The following is a 16,366-nucleotide window of genomic DNA, read 5'->3' as shown; positions in this document are numbered from 1 at the left end:
TCGTTTCTTCAGCAAGGGTGTCATCGGCAAGGGTCTGCGGAGAGCGCTTCAGTCCTTGACGGCACCGGCGGTGACGCCGGCGGCGACATAGCGCTGGGCGAGGACGAGGATGACCGCGGCGGGCAGCGAGGCCACGACGGCGGTGGCCATGATGGCGTTCCACTCCTGGTTGTTGTTGCCGATGTAGTGGTAGATGCCGAGCGTGATCGGCTCGTGGGCGCCGCCGTTGACGAGGGTGCTGGCGAGGACGAAGTCGGACCAGGACCACAGGAACGCGAACAGCGACACCGTGACGACGGCGTTGCGGCTCATCGGCAGCACCACGGACCAGAAGGTGCGCAGCGGTCCGGCGCCGTCGGTCCGGGCGGCCTGGAGGAGTTCGCCGGGGATGCCGGACATGAACGCGGTGAAGATGAGCACCGCGAAGGGCACGGCCAGCGTGGAGTCGGCGACGATCAGGCCGGGGACGGACTGGAGCAGGTCGAGCTGGAGGTAGATGGCGTAGAAGCCCATCGCCATGATGATCCCGGGGATCATCTGGGCGGCCAGCAGCAGGAAGCTGAGGACACCGCCGCCGCGGGGGCGCAGCTTGGCCAGGGCGTAGCCGGCGGGTGCGGCCAGGGCCACGGTCAACAGGACTGTACCGAGGCCGACGACGAGGCTGGTGCCGAGGTAGGGCAACTGCTCGTCGAGGACGGTGCGGTAGCCGGCCAGGGTGCCGTGGACGGGGAACAGGTCGGGTGGGCTCTTGCGCATGTCCTGGTCGCGGGTGAAGGACACGTTGACCATCCAGTAGACCGGGAAGAGCATGATCCCGGTCAGCAGCACCCCGACGGCCGTCTTCCATCGTGTCCTCATGACAGCGCCTGCTTTCTCTGCACCCGGACGTAGATCAGGCCGAAGACCAGCGCGGCGACCACGAGCAGGTTGCCGACGGCCGCGCCCGGGCCGAAGGCGGGCACCAGGTTGCCGAAGCCGAGCTGGTACGACCAGGTGGCGAAGGTGGTGGACGAGTCGGCGGGACCGCCCTTGGTCATGATCCAGATGATGTCGAAGACCTTGAGGGTGTAGACGAGGCCCAGCAGCAGGGTGATCGCGGAGACCGGGCGCAGCAGCGGGAAGGTGATCCGCCAGAAGCGTTGCCAGGCGTTCGCGCCGTCGAGGGCGGCGGCCTCGTAGAGCGAGGTCGGGATGGACTGGAGGCCGCTGTAGAGCACGACCAGGTTGAAGGGGACGCCGATCCAGATGTTGGCGATGATCACCGAGGTCAGTGACCAGTCCGGTGAGGTCAGCCAGTTGACCGGGTCGACGCCTACGGCGCTCAACAGGGCGTTGACGATGCCCGATTCGCTGTTGAGCATCCAGGACCAGGTGGAGGCCGACACGATCAGCGGCAGCAGCCACGGCACGAGGAACAGGGCGCGCAGAGTGGCCGAGAGCCGGAAGTGCTGGTTGAAGAAGACCGCGAGGGCCAGGCCGAGGGCGTACTGGAAGACCAGGCACACGGCGGTGAAGACCACGGTGTGCAGCAGGGCGGGCGCGAAGGTCGGATCGTCCAGGACGGTGCGGTAGTTGGCGAGGCCGGTGAAGGGCGCGTCGCCCTGGACGAAGGAGCGGACGGTGTAGTTGCGCAGGCTCAGGTCGAGGTTGCGGTAGAGCGGATAGGCGTAGAAGAGGACGAGGTAGAGGGTCACCGGGGTGAGGAAGGCCCAGGCGGCCCACTGCTGGGAGGTGGGTCGGCGGCGCGGTGCGGTGGGGGCCGGGCCACCGAGCGTGGCCCGGTGGTCCGACTTCTGGAGTGTGGCACTCATCAAATTGCCCTGACGTGGGGTCACTTGACGGCGGACTGGGCGGCGGCCATCGCGTCCTTCGGGGACTTCGAGCCGCTGAGGGCGGACTGGACGGCCTTCCACATCTGCTCGGAGATCTTCGGGTACTTGGTGCCGAGGTCGTCGCTCGTCCGTCCCCGGGCCGCCTTGACCGCGTCGACCCACGGCTTCAACTCGGCGTTCGCCGCGACCTGCTTGGCCTGCACCTCACTGGTGGGGGCCACGTAGGACAGCGTGGTGTCCGTGTCGTAGAGGTGGTCGGTGTTGGTCAGACAGGCGACCAGCTTCTGCGAGGTGGCGTAGCGGCCGGTGTCGCTCTGGACGGGGAGGGTGACGAACTCGCCACCGGTCGGGGCCGCCGCGTTGCCGCCCTTGGCTCCGGGTATCGGCAGGACGCCGTATTCGAAGCCGGCCTTCTTGGCGTTGGCGAGCTGCCAGGTGCCGTTCTCGGCGAAGGCGTAGTCGCCGCTGGCGAACTCCTGCCAGCTGGTGGTCTGGGTGTTGTTGATGACCGAGTTGGGCGCGTACCCCTTCTTCAACCAGTCGCTCCACAGCGCGAGTGCGGAGACGCCCTCGGCGGAGTCGAGTTGCGTCAGCTGGGCGCCCGATCCCCAGAACCAGGGCAGGAACTGGAAGCTGCCCTCCTCGGTGCCGATCGCGGAGAAGGTGATGCCCTTCTTGCCGGCCTTGTCGACCTTGGCGAGGGCCGCCGTGAGGGAGGCCCAGTCCTTGATCGAGGCGACGTCGACGCCGGCCTTCTTCAGGACGTCCTTGTTGTAGTAGAGGGCGAGGGTGTTGGCGCCGATCGGGGTGCCGTACGTCTTGCCGCCGGTCTGGCCGGCCGCCAGCAGGTTGGGGTCGACCTTGGAGGTGTCCAGCTTGTTGTCGTCGGTCGTGGTGAGCACGCCCGCCTCGGCCAGCGTCGACACCACCGGGTTGTCCACGATGAGGACGTCCGCGGAGTTGTCCTGCTGGGCCGCCAGCAGCGCCTTGTTCGACAGGTCGCTGGTGTCGAACGCGGTCCGCTTGACCTTCACCCCGGCCTCGGTGCCGCAGGAGTCCAGCAGCTTCGCCCAGGCCGAGCTCTTGTCGAACTGCGGGTAGGGGTCCCAGATCGTGTACGTCCCGCTGTCCGCCGTGTTCGATCCGCCGTCCGAGCCGGAGCCACAGGCGGTGGCGGTGGTGGCAACGGCCAGGGCGGTGAGGGCGGCGGCGGTCAGGCGACGGCGCCTGGAGGTGCTGTTCATCGCGGGTTCCTAACGGTTTTCGGCATGCGGGTGCCGAGGCACGGGCTTTTCGGGCAGGGAGGTGCCGAGGCAGTGGGGTGCCGGGCGGAAACGGGCACGGCGGAGGGCGCCGTGGTGCGACGGCGTCGGAAAGGGGTTCCGGGAGAGCCGGGTCAGGCGGTGCCGACTCCCGCGGGCCCGGTGCTGGCCCGCAGTGAGATCGGCGGTGTGAGCAGATGGTGGCGGGGCGGTGCGTCGGGGTGGTCCAGCCGTTCCACGAGCAGTTCGACGGCGAGCCGGCCCAGCTCGGCCGCCGGTACATCCGCCGCGGTGAGCTGCGGGGTCACCGTCTCCGCCCAGCGGCCGGCCACCACCCCGGTGACGGAGAAGTCGCGCGGCACATGGCGGCCCGCCCGGGCGAGCCCCCGGTAGAGGCCGCCGAGGGCGGCCTCGTTCAGGGTGACCAGGGCGGTGGTGTCCGGGTCGTCGTGCAGGATGCGCTCCACGCAGCCCTGACCCGAGGCGGCGTCGTCCCCGCAGCAGTACGTCCGGACCGTCAGCCCGCGCTCGGCCGCGGCCTTGGTGAAGCCGTCCAGGCCGCGGTGCGCGGACTCGTACCCGGCCCGCAGCAGCTGCTCGGGCCGGTTGACGAAGGCGACCCGGCGGTGGCCGAGGTCCGCCAGGTGGTGGACGCACGCCGCCGCGAGGGCGGTGTGGTCGAGGGCCACCCACCAGCTGCCCTCGGGATGCGCGGTGCGGCCGATGGCGACGGAGGGGAAGTCCAGCTCGGCCAGGTGATCGACCCGGTCGTCGGCCAGCCTGATCTCCATCAGGATCGCGCCGTCGACCCGCCGCTCCCCCAGCAGCCGCTGGAAGGAACGGTCGCTGTCGACGCCGCTGGGGGACAGCAGCACGTCGTAGTCGTAGGCCGCGGCGGCCTCGACCACGCTGCCGATGAAGTCGAGCTGCATGCCCGTGTAGTGGTTCCCGGCCGGCGGGAAGACCAGCCCGATCGTGCTGGTCCGCCCGTTGGCGAGGGCGCGGGCGCTGGCGCTGGGCCGGTAGCCCAGCTCGTCGACGACCTGCTGGATCTTCCGCCGGGTGTCTTCCGAGACCGGGCGCTTGCCGCTCAGCGCGTAGGAGACGGTGCTCCGCGAGACACCGGCCCGCCGGGCGATCTCACCGATGTTCACGGGACTCCTTCGTCGAACCGATGCACATGCGAACCGCTGTCGAACCGGTTCGCGTGAAGTGACGGTAGGAAGGCCCCGGGCGGCTGTCAACACCTCGGACGGCATCAAGAGTTCCTTGTCCCGGGGGATTGCCCGCCCCACGCCTCGGTGCTAGCTTGCCGAACCGGTTCGACAAGAAGATCCGTTGCACCCGTTGACCGCCGCATCCGGCGCAGTCGAACCGGTTCGAGTCGCCGAACGCAAGGATTGAGGACGCAATCCATGTCATCCCCCGACAGACCCGCCCGGCGCCACGCCCCGCCCGGCCCGCGCCGCGCCTCCGCCGCCGTCGCACTGACCCTCGGCGCGGGCCTGCTGGCCGCGCCCGCCGTGCCCGCGCAGGCGGCCGAGACTCCCCAGCCCACCGCCCGCTACACCTTCGACCAGGACGACCTCGCCTCCGGCCGCATCACCGACAGCTCCGGCAACGGCCTCACCGCGACCCTGGTGAACGGCTCCACCGCCCGGTCCGTCGACGGCACTGGCGGCGGCAAGGCCCTGTCCCTGCCCGGCGGAGCGCCCACCTCCGACGGCGCCTACGTCCGCCTCCCCCGCGAGGTGGTCGGCGACGCGAACGACCTGACGGTCTCCGCCCGCGTGAAGTGGAGCGGCGAGAAGTCGTCCTGGCAGCGCCTCTTCGACCTGGGCACCAACACCACCAAGTACCTGTTCAGCACCCCGTACAACGGCAACGGACTGTTCCAGACCTCCGTGACCACCGGCGGAGGCGGCGCGGAGACCCAGGTCCGCGGCTATGCGATGCTCCCGGCGGACGAGTGGCGGACGGTCACCGTCACCCTCGACACCGCCGCGGGCCGGCTGACCACCTACCTCGACGGCGTCGCGGTCTCCTCCTCCGCGACCGGCATCAAGGCCAAGGAACTGCTGGACAGCTCGGCGACCGCGGCCGGGTACATCGGCAAGTCCTTCTGGCCGGACCCGCTCCTCAAGGGCGCCATCGACGACTTCACGGTGTGGCACGCGGCGTTGAACGCCGACCAGGTGGCCGGCCTGGTCGACGCCGTCCCGACCGTGGGCGAACTGTCGCAGACCTCCTTCGACGTCCGTACGACGACCGGCACCGCCCCGTCGCTCCCCGCCGCCGTCCGCGCCACGTTCTCCGACGGCTACGACCGCGACACCCCGGTCGCCTGGGACGCCGTACCGTCCGAGAAGTACGCGCAGCCCGGCACCTTCACCGTGGCGGGCAAGGCGGCCGGGCGGAGCGTCGAGGCGAAGGTCACCGTGGTCCGCGAGGGAGCGCTCACCGTCGACCTCGGCTCGGACACCGGCGCCTTCCACGGCGGCGCCTCCGGCACCCTCTACGGCGTGTACGGACCGGACGTCCCGACGAACAACCTGATGGAGGGCATGGGCCTGCGCACGGTCTCCACCAAGGCGCAGGACGGCCCGCAGCACCCCGGTGCCGACGCACTGGAGGTGGTCAAGCCGCTGGCCGACTCCACCGACGGCGACGTCTACATCTACATGACGGACATCCACCGCGGATTCCCGTACGAATGGCCCGGCGACACCCCCGCGGAGAAGCTCAAGCTCTACGAGGAGAAGCTCGCCAAGCAGGTCGACCAGGTGCTCCAACTGCCCGAGGAGTACCAGGACAACATCGTCTTCGTGCCGTTCAACGAGCCCGAGGGCAACATGTTCGGTACCGGGCAGTGGAGTTACGACAAGGTCAGCTGGCTCAGCAAGCCTGACGCCTACTTCGCCGCCTGGGACTCCGCGTACAAGCTCATCAAGGGCAAGATGCCCGACGCCCGCATAGCCGGCCCCAACACCAGCGTCCTGTACGACCAGGTGAAGGGCTTCCTCACGCACGCCCTGGCCGCCGACACGCTCCCCGACGTCATCACCTGGCACGAGCTGAGCCACCCGGAGGCGGTGCGGGACAGCGTCGCCAAGTACCGGGCGTGGGAGAAGGACCTGTTCAAGGGAACACCTCGGGAAGGCACCCAACTCCCCGTCAACATCAACGAGTACGCCTTCAACTACCACACCTCCGTCCCGGGCCAGATGATCCAGTGGGTGTCCGCGATCGAGGAGTCCAAGGTGGACGCCGACATCGCGTACTGGAACATCGACGGCAACCTCTCCGACTCCGCCGTGCAGTCCAACCGCGGCAACGGCCAGTGGTGGCTGCTCAATTCGTACGCCTCGATGACCGGGCACACGGTGGCGGTGACCCCGCCGTTCCCCGGCGAGAACTACACGATGCAGGGCGTCGCCACCCTCGACGCGAAGAAGAAGCAGGCCCGGCTGATCTTCGGCGGATCCACCGGCAAGGGCCACATCACCTTCGACAACGTCCCGAAGAAGATCTTCGGCTCCCAAGTCCACGCCTGGGTACGGGAGATCGAGTGGAGCGGCCAGGTCGGCGACAACTCCGGCCCGAAGCTGCTCACCGAGGCGAACCTCAAGGTCGGTGACGACGGCAAGGTGGTCGTCGACTTCGGCGACGGCACGCTGCCGAAGCTGAAGGAGTCGTCGGCGTACGAGATCGTCCTCAGCCCGGCCGGAAAGGCGAAGGCCACCCAGACCGCGCCGGTCCGCTGGCAGGGTTCGTACGAGGCCGAGGACGCCGCCCACACCGGGTCCGGTTACTCCAAGAACGGCCCCGAGGGCTCACCGCGAGATGTGTCGAAGTTCTACACCTCCGGCGGCTACGACGTCGGCGGTCTGCGCACCGGCTCGGACGTCACGCTCGACTTCACCGTCGACGTCCCCGAGGACGGCACCTACGACCTGAGCGTCTTCGCCAACTCCCTCAACACCTACGACAAGGTGAAGGAGCAGGGCCCCACCAACGTCTTCCTCCGCGTGGACGGCAAGGCGGACGGCGAACAGGAGTTGAACCTCCCGCTCGGCTACAAGTGGGTGGTCTGGGACCACACCGACACCCAGGTCCACCTCACCAAGGGCAAGCACACCCTGACGCTCGCCGCCAAGAGCCTCGACGGCAAGCGCGTCACCAAGGGCGACGCCATCGTCGACCGCCTCACCCTCACGCTGCCGGAGGCCTCCGCCGACACGCAGGTGTACGAGGGCGAGTTGGCCTGGCTCGGCGGCGGGGCGCAACCCGTCTACGACCTGCCGAAGCGCGCGGCCACGGGCTCGGGCGCGGCCCGGCTCGCGAAGGGCCAGACGGCGACGTTCTGGGTCTACTCGCCCGCCGACCGCGAGGCCACCCTCAAGGTCGACACCCTCGGGGGCACCGGCGCCCGGCTCGCCGTCAACGGCAACGAGGTCCTGCGCCTGGCCAAGGACCGGAACAGCGTCGCCGTCTCCCTCTCAGGTGGCCTCAACAAGGTGACCCTGACCGGGAGTTCGAGCCCGACACTGGTCGACCGGCTCTCGGTCACGCCCACCGAGGGCACCCTGCCGGTGAGGACGTACGAGGCCAAGGACGCCGTACTCGCGGGCTCGGCCACGCTCACCCCGCTGTCCCTGGCCACCGACGGAACGGCGATCACCGGCATCGGCGGCGCCCCGGGCAACGCCAACACCGCGAAGTTCACCGTCTCCGCGGACCGGGCCGGCCTCTACGCCCTGCGCATCCGCTACTCCAACCCCGAGCAGTCGGAGGCCACCCACTACAACCCGGACCCGCTCGCCCGCCACGCCGACATCAGCGTCAACGGCGGCGAGGCCCGGCGGGTCGGCTTCCCGCACAGCTTCCACCAGAACAACTTCTGGGAGCTGACCGTCCCGGTGCAGCTGAAGAAGGGCGAGAACACCGTCACCTTCCGCTCCGAGGAACTGCCGAACTTCGACGGCACGACCTACGCCTCGGACACCTTCCCCGGCGTACTGCTCCGCTCCCGGTACGCGCCGCTCATCGACCGGATCACGGTCGCACCGTACGCGAAGGAGGTCCGGTGAGCTGATCAGCGCGGGCGCGCCGCACCGGGCGTACGGCCGTAGCGGCCGCGGTAGACCCGGGTGAAGTGCGCCTGACCGGCGAATCCCCAGCGGTGGGCGATCTCGGCGACCGTCATATGACGGGAGCCGGGGTCGCCCAACTGCTCGTGGGCGCGGGCCAGTCGCTGTTCGAGGATGTACCGGGCGGGACTGACGCCGCTCGGTGCGAAGACGCGGCTCAAGTGCCGGGGAGACACCCTGATGGCGGCCGCGACCCGTTCCGCGCTCAGGCCGGGGTCGGTCAGATGCCGGTCGACGAAGGACCGTGCCATCGCCAACCAGGCGGACCCTCCCCCGCGTTGGGGCGCCACCAACGCGCGGACCAGGTCCAGCACCATCGCCTCGGTGTGCGCCGGGGCCTCGCCCCCGTCCCCGGCCGCCCAGTCGGACAGCACCGACTCCAACGCGGTTGCCGCCACACCCCTTTCACACAGCACGGGCGCCGACAGCTCACCGTACGCACAGCGTTCGGCGAAGATCTCGCGCGGGATGTCCATGAGGAGCTGGCGCATGCGGGTGGGAAAGCCGAAGAGGTACGAGCGCCGGGTGTCGTAGAGGACCACATCGCCCGCCCGGACGGTGAGGCAGCCGCCCTCGTGGAAGAACACCGCCTCGCCGTCCGTGAGCAGGCTGACGAAGACCGAGTCCTTCGGGAGGTCCTCGCAGGTGCGCCGGGTGCGCTGGATGACATGCTCGTTGCCACTGATCTCGGCGAGCCGCAGGCCGCCCAGCCGGTAGTTGTTCTGGGCGGCGAGCAGACCGTCCCGGGAGTACGACGAGCAGGTCAGGCCGACCAGTTCGCGCCGGTTGTACTCCTCCCAGAACGCGATCCGGTCGGCGGAGTCCACAGCGAGCGTGGACACCTGGGAGACGAGGGGCACGCCCACCCGGTCCTCCTGCCCCTCGCCGACCGGGCTAGCGGAAGAGCGAGTTCACGTGTGCGGCTCCGATGCCGACCTTGTCGTAGTGCGTACGGCACATCTCGATGTAGTCGTGGACGTCGAAGTATCCGTCCGGCTCGCCGTTCTCGTCCAGCCAGATCAACGGGCCCTTCACGATGAAGAACGCCTTCATCGGCTCGTCGCTCTCGTACGCCACGAGCGTGTGCCCTTCCCCCGGTGCCTCGTAGACGAAGTCACCGGCGCGCGCGGTCCAAGGCCGTTCCAGATAGCCCCACTTGCCGGAGATCGTGTAGGCGAAGACCTCGTGCGGGTGGTAGTGCCGGTTGACGAGACCGGCCTCCTTGGCGCGCAGGATGTCGGCCCACGAGTTGTCCTTGACGTTGATCCACAGCGGGCGCGAGCCGACGGTCTCGGTGAACGGGACGTAGTACCGGTCGTCGTCGGTCGCCACCTGGGTCAGATAGACCTCGGGCAGGGCATCGGGCTTGAAGGAGTTCGTGATCGGCTTGAGGTTCTTCCAGAACTCGCCGGCGGCTGCTTCGGGCATGGTCGGTTCCCTCGGGTCGCGGGTGGTGGCCGCCAGTGAACCCGCGCGACGGGGTCAGGTCTTCTCCCTGGCGGCCATGCCCATTGCCTGTTCGGGACCTACACCCCGGCCGTCGCGTAGAAGTGCGCGCGCACCCGCCGCAGCCACGCCTCCACGGCCGCCTCGTCGGGCTGCTCGGGCAGGGCCGGGCGGCTCTCGGCGAACGCCGACTCGTAGTACGCGAGGACCGGGCGCGCGGCCGTCGGGTCGGCGGCGACACGGTCGCCGAACTCGACGTATTCCTGCGGGTTCTCGAGGCGGATGGTGAGGTGGCCGGTGGTGTAGAGCTCCAGGCCCTGATGGCACAGCCGCTTGAGGTGACGGGCGTGCTTGGCGGTGCGGGCGTCGGCCTCGCGGCTCTCCAGACGGCGGAACTGCTGGGTGGCGTACCCGAGATAGGCGTCCCGGACCCGCTTGGCGCTCAGGAACGCGGTGCGCAGGCCGATGAGTTCGTCGCCGAGCGGGGTGCGGACCTCGTACAACTCCGGGGGGAGCCAGGCGAGTTCCGTCGCGGTCGGGTTGCCGCCGAGGGCGAGCCTGCACCACTTCGCGGCCTCGTGCAGGGTGCTGTCCGGGGCGGTGCTGACGTGCGACTCCTTCGGCCGGTGCAGGCCGTGCAGGGCCTCGGTGGGGGCGGCGAACATGCCGAGGCGGTCCACGTCGGAGCCCGCGTGGGCGAGGCCGTAGGCGGTGGAACCGACGATGCCGGACAGCAGTACGTTCGGGACGGGCATGGTCGGTCACCTCTCCTCGGGGCGGGGTCGTGTGGCCTCATTGTGGTGACCTGCGAGGATGCGGGCATCAGATTTTTTGGGGCAGGGGATTCGAGGGGAGTCGGCGCGGTGCTGGTCGGGGTGGGGAAGGCTTGGCGGCGGACGGCGCACGCGGCCGTGCTGGTGGGCGTGTTGGCAGGCTGCTCGGGGGCCGAGGAGAAGGACGCCGAGTCGTCCGCGAGCCCTTCGGTGAGCGCCTCCGAGAAGGTCGAGAGCGCCGGCGCGGTCGGCGGGGCCGGCTCCGCCTGTCTGCTGCCGGTCGGCTTCGACCTCGCCGCCGAGTGGAAGGCGGACGCCATCGACGGCTCGGCGGCGGACGGCAGCGGCAAGGCCGGCGTCGACGAGGACATGGCGTCCCTGCTGCGTCAGGGGCCGGTCTCGCTGGTGTGCGAGGTCGACGCCAAGCCGGCCGGGCACCTCGGCTTCCTCCGGGTCTACACCGGGGAGGCCGGCGAGAAGGACGGCGACGCCCGGGCCGTGCTGGAGGCTTTCGTCGCGGCGCAGGACGGGGCGGAGAAGGCGAAGTACAGCACCTTCGAGGGGGACGGCGTCTCCGGTGCGGAGGTCGAGTACCTCGCGACCAGCGAGCTGCTGGACGAGGCGAAGCAGGAGAGCGCCTTCGCGGTCGTCACCCCGGACGGCCCGGTCGTCGTCCATCTCGGCGGCGCGGACACCGAGGAGCACCAGGACATGCTCCCGGCGTTCGAGCTGGCGAAGAAGACGCTCCACACGGTCTGAGCCGACGCCCGATTCCCCCGAAATTGATATCGGGACAAGATGCAACCTTTTCCTCAAGCCGGTTGTCTCATCAGATATCAGGCACATGAATCCCGGGGGACATCATGCGACGCAGCAGAACGACATGGGCCACCGTCGCACTCATGGGTGCGACACTCGCCGTGGCCACGGCGCCCGCCCAGGCCACCACCACCTGCCCCACCGGCTGGGGCAGCCTCGACAAGAGCCGCGCGGTCGGCACCACGGACTCGGTGACGAACGCCAGGACCAGCCGCCACACCTGCTACGACCGGCTCGTCGTCGACATACCCGGCGCCGACAAGGCCGAGCTCGGCTATTCCGTCCGGTACGTCGGTCAGGTCCATCAGGACGGTTCGGGCCGCGTCGTCCCGGTGGCGGGCGGAGCGGTCCTGGAAGTGCGGGTGACGGCACCCGCGTACGACATCGACACTGGCTCCCCCACCTATCCCGCCCGCTCGGGCCGCACGCTCCCTGGCGTGGACCTCGACGGGTACCGCACCTTCCGGGACGCCCGCTTCGTCGGCAGCTTCGAAGGGGACACGCAGTTCGGCCTCGGCGTCCGCGCCCGGCTGCCGTTCCGGGTCCTGCGGGTCGACGACCGGGTCGTGGTGGACGTCGCCCACACCTGGAGGTGAATCGCCGAGCCCTACGCTCCCGTGTAGAAGGCGATCGTCGCCGCGGTCGTGGACTCGACCGTCCCGGCGTCGGCGCCCGACGCACTGTACGCCGTGCCCCAGGCGTTGCCGGAGATCGTCGCGCACCGCTTCCCCTCGTCGGAGAGCTGCCAGGCCACCGACTCCTCCTGGGTCATGGCACCGCCCGCGAGATGCAGGCCGAGACCGAGGGACATCAGGTCCCAGCCGACTCCGGTGGCGCCGGGGCCGTACTGTCCCCAGAACGCGTCCGGTACGACGGCCACGTGCTCCAGCACGAACACCGTCCGCCCGTCGCCCTCGGGCGTCAGCCGCACCTCGACCTCGCTGAAGCCCGGGTCGGGACCGAACAGCCAGCTCACCCGGAGCCGCTCCGGCGCCACGCACTCGAGGATCTCGCCGCCCGCCTGGCCCTCCAGCTGGTAGTGGCCGCCGACCTTGAAGTCCCCGCTGACCGGCAGGAACCAGCGACTGATCCGCTCGGGGGACGTGACCGCGTCCCAGACGTCGGCGATGTCGGCGTCGTAGGTGCGCCGCAGCAGAACGGTGCGGGCGTCGCCCGCCTCCACCTTGCGGGTGCCGACCTCCCGGTGCAGCCGCTTGATCTCCTCGACGAAGTCAGTCATCTCCGCTCGTTTCCTCTCTCAGTCTGCGCTCGCGCTTGCCGCGCGCGAGCTCCGTCCCCAGCGCGTCGAGGCGCTGCTCCCAGAACCCCCGGAACCGGTCCAGCCAGGCGTCCACCTCCCGGAGAGGCTCGGCCTGGACGGCGTACAGCCGTCGCGTTCCCTCGGCCCGCACGGACGCGAATCCGCTCTCCCGCAGCACTCGCAGATGCTGTGAGACGGCCGGTTGGGAGATCCCGAACTCGCTCCGGATCACCGCGCTGACCTCGCCCGACGTCTGCTCACCCATGGCGAGCAGCTCCAATATCCGGCGCCTGACCGGATCTCCCAGTACGTCGAAGGCGTGCACGAACCCGACTATGCCACGAGCCACTTATATAAGGCAACGCTTATGCAATCGTCCGGGGAAGGTGGTCGGCTCAGTCATCGGCCTCGCGGCGCAGGTACCAGATCGTGGCGACGACCGCCGCCAGCCACACCCCCGTCACCGCGACGGGCCCGCCGATCAGTTCGCCGTACTTGTAGGACGGGATCGCGAGGACCACGGCGAACCAGGTGACCAGGCCCCATCCGGCGAGCGAGCGCGGCAGTTCGCGTCGCGCCCGGAACACCACGGCGCCGCCCGCGCCGACGCCGTAGAGCCCGCCGGCGAGCAGGGCGAGGGTGAGCGCGGCGTCGAACGCCGGATCGTCCCGGGCCGCCCACACCTCATGAGCGGTGAGCACCGTGAAGGCACCGAGCAGCACCGCGCCCGTCCCCCACACCCGGCGCCACCCGGCCCGGCGGCGGCGCCGGATCTCCTGGTACGTCAGTCCCTCGGCGCGGCGGCGCTCGGCGTGCTCCCGGGAGCGGCGCGCCTCTCGCACCCGTGCCCTGCGCCTGCGGATCTCGCGCCGCCGGCGCCGCTCGGCCGTGTCGCCCCATGGTCCGGGCATCAGCAGACTCCCCCCGTCGTCCCCTAGGGAGGAGCCGCTAGGCCGGCCGCTGATTCAGGCCGGGAGGGTCACGAACCGGTCCAGCGCCCGGGTCAGTTCCTCCGGTTTCTCGACCGGGAGTTCGTGACCCGCGTCGATGATGCGGACCTCGGCGTCCGGATAGGCCTTCGCCATCCGCAGCATCTGCCGTACCGGCAGCTGGATGTCGTGGTAGCCGTGGACCATCAGGGTGGGGACGCGGATCTCGCCGACCCGGTCCAGGACGTCGAAGGCGCGCATGGCGCCGTACAGCGTCCTGACGACCTCGCGCGGGGTGTCCGCCGAGGCCTTGATGTACGCGCGGATCTCGTCGCGCGGATAGCCGGGGGCGAAGGCGCGCTGGATGTTGGCGGCGACGAACAGCTTGAAGGGGACCAGCGTCGAGACGCCCATCAGCAGGCCCCTGCCCCGGCTGTAGGTCATGCGGCCGATCGAGTTCACCAGCACCATGCGCTCGACCCGTTCGGGGTGGGCCAGGGCGATGGTCTGCGCGATCATGCCGCCCATGGAGTGGCCGACGAGGACGCAGCGCTCGACGCCGAGGTGGTCGAGGAGTGCGAGGACGTCGTCGGCCAGCTCCGCGATCGTGCGCACTCCGGCCCCGCTGCTCTCCCCGTGGCCGCGCAGATCCAGCCGTATCACCCGGCGCATCTCCGCGAAGTGCGCGAGCTGGTGGTCCCAGCGGTGCCGGTCGGCCGTCCAGCCGTGCACGAACACCAGGGGCACGCCCTCGCCGTCGCGGGGGCCCTCGTCGTCGTACGTCAGCGCTGCGCCGTCGACTTCGAGCTGCGGCATGGCGGCCTCCCTGCGGTCCCGTGGGTTACTGACCGGTACGGTAGCCGCCCGCCGGGCCGTCGTCACCGTCAGGGCGTGCCGATCGCGGCGGCGTCCTCGCGGACGGCTCAGCTGCGTCCGCTCTCGCGCACCGTGCAGGTGTCCGTCTCCGCCGGGCACCAGTGGGTACGTCCGCCGACGAGGTGGAGTTCCAGGTCGGCGTCCCGCATGCCGTTCGCGTCCAGTGCCGCGCGCAGTGCCGTCGGCGCGGGCTGTGGGGGAAGACCGAGCACGCCGATGACGACGATGCCGTTGCGGGCCTCGACGGAGGCGATCTCCCACTTGCCGTCCGCCGCCCAGCGTTCGGCGACGGGCCGGGCGTCGGCCGCGAGGGCCCGGTCGCGCGCGACGGTGACGGTCCCCGCGGTCAGGGGGACGGCGACGAGGACGACCACGCACACCACGGCGGCCAGCGTCCTGCCGTGGAAGCGGCCGACGTGCAGGGCGGCCTTCTCGGCGCCCGCGCGGACGCCGTAGCCGAGGAACACCAGGGTGCCGGTCGCCACGATCGCGGCGACGTTGGTGGCGAAGAGCAGGGCCGACTGGCCGGCGTCGTGGTAGCGGTGCACGGTGATGAGCAGCCCGGTGACGGCCAGCGGCGGCACCAGGGAGATGGCGATCGCGACACCGGGCAGCGTGTCGGAGATGTCGGCGCGGACCAGGGCGAACGCGCCGACCGTGCCCGTGGCCAGCGCGGCGAACAGGTCGATGAGCCGGGGGCTGATCCGCGAGGACACCTGGCTGTTGGAGGCGAACGCGTCGGGCGGGGCGGCGATCCAGCCGAGCAGCATGCCGATCGCCACCACCGCCAGGGCGCCGCCGACGACCAGCAGCACGCAGCGGACCGCCTGGTGGCGGTCGGCCAGGACAAGCGCCAGGGCGCAGCCCAGGATCGGCGTCATCAGCGGAGCGACGATCATCGCGCCGATGACCGTGGCCGTGGAGTCGCCGACCACGCCGGCGCCCGCGATGACGGCGGCCAGCGCGAGCAGTGCCCAGAAGCGGGTCGAACTCGGGCTGCGCCACCCGCGTTCGATGAACAGACTGTCCGCCATCCGCCGGGCGGCGACCGCGTCGACCTCTGCCATGACCGGGTGTCCTTCCGCCGTGACACAGGCGCCTTGACGCGCAACGGGCCCCGCCCACTGCCACCCTCACGCCGGTCCCCGCGGATCACGACCGGATGTACGCCGTACGGCGGACCGGCGGCCCCAGGGCAGCGGAACGGGCCGGGGCGGAAGCGATCGCTTCCGTCCCGGCCCGTCGATGATCCCGCTCAGCCGCCGTTCAGCCGTGAACGCAGGAGTCCCTTGCCGATCTCCGCGCCCTTGCGGCTGTCCGCCTGGGCCTTGCGGAAGAGGTCGGCGACCTCGGTGTCCTTGGCGCGTTCGGCGTCCTGGATGTACGACTCCAGGCGCAGCGCGTTGCTGAGGCACGCCTCGACGTACCAGATGAGGTTGTAGTCCTTGTCCGGCGTACCGGTCACGCCGCCGGTCTCCGTGCTGCTGGTCATGAGGGCGCCTCCTCCAGCGGATGTCGTTCCGGGGCTGGCCGGGTACCCGTTCCGCGCGGCTCAATCAGCTTCCGCGCAGGTCTGTCAGCCGACGTCCCACAGGAACCGGTGCGTGTGGATGCCGAAGTAGGGGAAGGAGCGGACCTCGCGGACCCCTTCGACGGCGCGTACGACGTCGTTGACGAAGTCCAGCAGGTCCCGCGGCCCCGGGGCGACGACCTCGACGAACAGGTCGAAGCCGCCGGAGGTGAGCACCGAGTAGACCACCTCGGCGCGGCCGGCGAGTTCGTCGGCGACGGCACGGGGGTCGCCGTCCACGCCGATGCCGAGCAGGGCCATGGCCTGCCCGCCCATGGCCATCGGGTCGGTGACCCCGACGACCTGGACGGCCTTGGAGTCGAGCAGGCGCTGGAGGCGCTGGCGGGCGGCGGACGCGGAGAGGCCGACCTTGGGACCGAGGTCCGCGTAGGCGATCCGGCCGTCGGTCTGCAGTTCGCGCAGGATGGCCCGGTCGATGTCGTCCATG

17 protein-coding genes are annotated in these 16,366 nt (G+C 70.4%); 3 read left to right on the top strand and 14 right to left on the bottom strand.

What is annotated here, in order from left to right; translation table 11 throughout:
• Positions 1–48: 48 nt before the first annotated feature.
• The 4 genes from IQ210_RS12930 to IQ210_RS12915 all read right to left on the bottom strand — a co-directional run bounded on the left by IQ210_RS12930 (position 49) and on the right by IQ210_RS12915 (position 4,248).
• Positions 49–858 carry a carbohydrate ABC transporter permease gene (locus IQ210_RS12930; protein WP_194079095.1) on the bottom strand — a complete coding sequence of 270 codons (810 nt, stop codon included), beginning with the start codon at positions 856–858 and terminating at the stop codon, positions 49–51.
• Entirely contained in the window at positions 855–1,811 is a 957-nt protein-coding gene (locus IQ210_RS12925) for a carbohydrate ABC transporter permease (protein WP_194079094.1), read from the bottom strand. Before IQ210_RS12925 ends, IQ210_RS12930 begins: the two co-directional genes overlap by 4 nt.
• Positions 1,812–1,831: 20 nt before the next feature.
• The gene (locus IQ210_RS12920; protein WP_194079093.1) at positions 1,832–3,076 is read right to left on the bottom strand and encodes a sugar ABC transporter substrate-binding protein; all 1,245 of its coding nucleotides are present in this window, start codon (positions 3,074–3,076) and stop codon (positions 1,832–1,834) included.
• 152 nt (positions 3,077–3,228) lie between these two features.
• The gene (locus tag IQ210_RS12915; protein ID WP_194079092.1) at positions 3,229–4,248 is read right to left on the bottom strand and encodes a LacI family DNA-binding transcriptional regulator; all 1,020 of its coding nucleotides are present in this window, start codon (positions 4,246–4,248) and stop codon (positions 3,229–3,231) included.
• Between the two features lie 261 nt (positions 4,249–4,509).
• Here IQ210_RS12915 and IQ210_RS12910 point away from each other — a divergent pair, with 261 nt between their 5' ends.
• Positions 4,510–8,184: a LamG-like jellyroll fold domain-containing protein gene (locus IQ210_RS12910; RefSeq protein WP_194079091.1), complete on the top strand. Its 3,675-nt coding sequence runs from the start codon at positions 4,510–4,512 to the stop codon at positions 8,182–8,184.
• Positions 8,185–8,189: 5 nt separating this feature from the next.
• Here IQ210_RS12910 and IQ210_RS48215 read toward each other — a convergent pair whose 3' ends face one another.
• From IQ210_RS48215 to IQ210_RS12895, 3 genes are all read right to left on the bottom strand, one after another.
• Positions 8,190–9,110, bottom strand: a complete 921-nt coding sequence (locus tag IQ210_RS48215) for a helix-turn-helix domain-containing protein (RefSeq protein WP_194079090.1) — start codon at positions 9,108–9,110, stop codon at positions 8,190–8,192.
• A 28-nt stretch (positions 9,111–9,138) separates the two neighbouring features.
• Positions 9,139–9,672 carry a 2,4'-dihydroxyacetophenone dioxygenase family protein gene (locus IQ210_RS12900; protein ID WP_194079089.1) on the bottom strand — a complete coding sequence of 178 codons (534 nt, stop codon included), beginning with the start codon at positions 9,670–9,672 and terminating at the stop codon, positions 9,139–9,141.
• Positions 9,673–9,770: 98 nt separating this feature from the next.
• Positions 9,771–10,445: a nucleotidyltransferase domain-containing protein gene (locus tag IQ210_RS12895; protein ID WP_194079088.1), complete on the bottom strand. Its 675-nt coding sequence runs from the start codon at positions 10,443–10,445 to the stop codon at positions 9,771–9,773.
• A 108-nt stretch (positions 10,446–10,553) separates the two neighbouring features.
• Between IQ210_RS12895 and IQ210_RS12890 the strand changes: the two genes are divergently transcribed.
• Positions 10,554–11,222, top strand: coding sequence for a lipoprotein (locus IQ210_RS12890; protein ID WP_194079087.1), 669 nt, complete (start codon positions 10,554–10,556; stop codon positions 11,220–11,222).
• Between the two features lie 104 nt (positions 11,223–11,326).
• Positions 11,327–11,878 (top strand): AMIN-like domain-containing (lipo)protein, encoded by a 552-nt coding sequence (locus IQ210_RS12885; protein WP_194079086.1) that lies wholly within the window; start codon positions 11,327–11,329, stop codon positions 11,876–11,878.
• Between the two features lie 11 nt (positions 11,879–11,889).
• Here IQ210_RS12885 and IQ210_RS12880 read toward each other — a convergent pair whose 3' ends face one another.
• From IQ210_RS12880 to IQ210_RS12850, 7 genes are all read right to left on the bottom strand, one after another.
• Positions 11,890–12,522: an SRPBCC family protein gene (locus IQ210_RS12880; protein ID WP_194079085.1), complete on the bottom strand. Its 633-nt coding sequence runs from the start codon at positions 12,520–12,522 to the stop codon at positions 11,890–11,892.
• Positions 12,515–12,868: an ArsR/SmtB family transcription factor gene (locus IQ210_RS12875; RefSeq protein ID WP_194079084.1), complete on the bottom strand. Its 354-nt coding sequence runs from the start codon at positions 12,866–12,868 to the stop codon at positions 12,515–12,517. The genes IQ210_RS12880 and IQ210_RS12875 overlap by 8 nt, the downstream gene beginning before the upstream one ends.
• A 70-nt stretch (positions 12,869–12,938) precedes the next feature.
• Positions 12,939–13,454: a hypothetical protein gene (locus tag IQ210_RS12870; protein WP_194079083.1), complete on the bottom strand. Its 516-nt coding sequence runs from the start codon at positions 13,452–13,454 to the stop codon at positions 12,939–12,941.
• A 54-nt stretch (positions 13,455–13,508) separates the two neighbouring features.
• Positions 13,509–14,288 (bottom strand): alpha/beta fold hydrolase, encoded by a 780-nt coding sequence (locus tag IQ210_RS12865; protein WP_194079082.1) that lies wholly within the window; start codon positions 14,286–14,288, stop codon positions 13,509–13,511.
• A 107-nt stretch (positions 14,289–14,395) separates the two neighbouring features.
• A complete protein-coding gene (locus tag IQ210_RS12860; RefSeq protein ID WP_194079081.1) occupies positions 14,396–15,415 on the bottom strand; it encodes a DUF389 domain-containing protein in 1,020 nt (339 codons plus the stop codon).
• 188 nt (positions 15,416–15,603) lie between these two features.
• Complete coding sequence (locus tag IQ210_RS12855; protein WP_194079080.1) at positions 15,604–15,840, bottom strand: hypothetical protein; 237 nt, start codon at positions 15,838–15,840, stop codon at positions 15,604–15,606.
• Positions 15,841–15,924: 84 nt separating this feature from the next.
• Positions 15,925–16,365 carry an Lrp/AsnC family transcriptional regulator gene (locus tag IQ210_RS12850; RefSeq protein ID WP_194079079.1) on the bottom strand — a complete coding sequence of 147 codons (441 nt, stop codon included), beginning with the start codon at positions 16,363–16,365 and terminating at the stop codon, positions 15,925–15,927.
• Position 16,366: the final 1 nt, after the last annotated feature.

Source organism: Streptomyces justiciae (genome assembly GCF_015163075.1).
In the GTDB taxonomy this organism is placed as follows: Bacteria; Actinomycetota; Actinomycetes; order Streptomycetales; family Streptomycetaceae; genus Streptomyces; species Streptomyces justiciae.
This window is presented reverse-complemented; position numbering and strand designations above follow the sequence as displayed.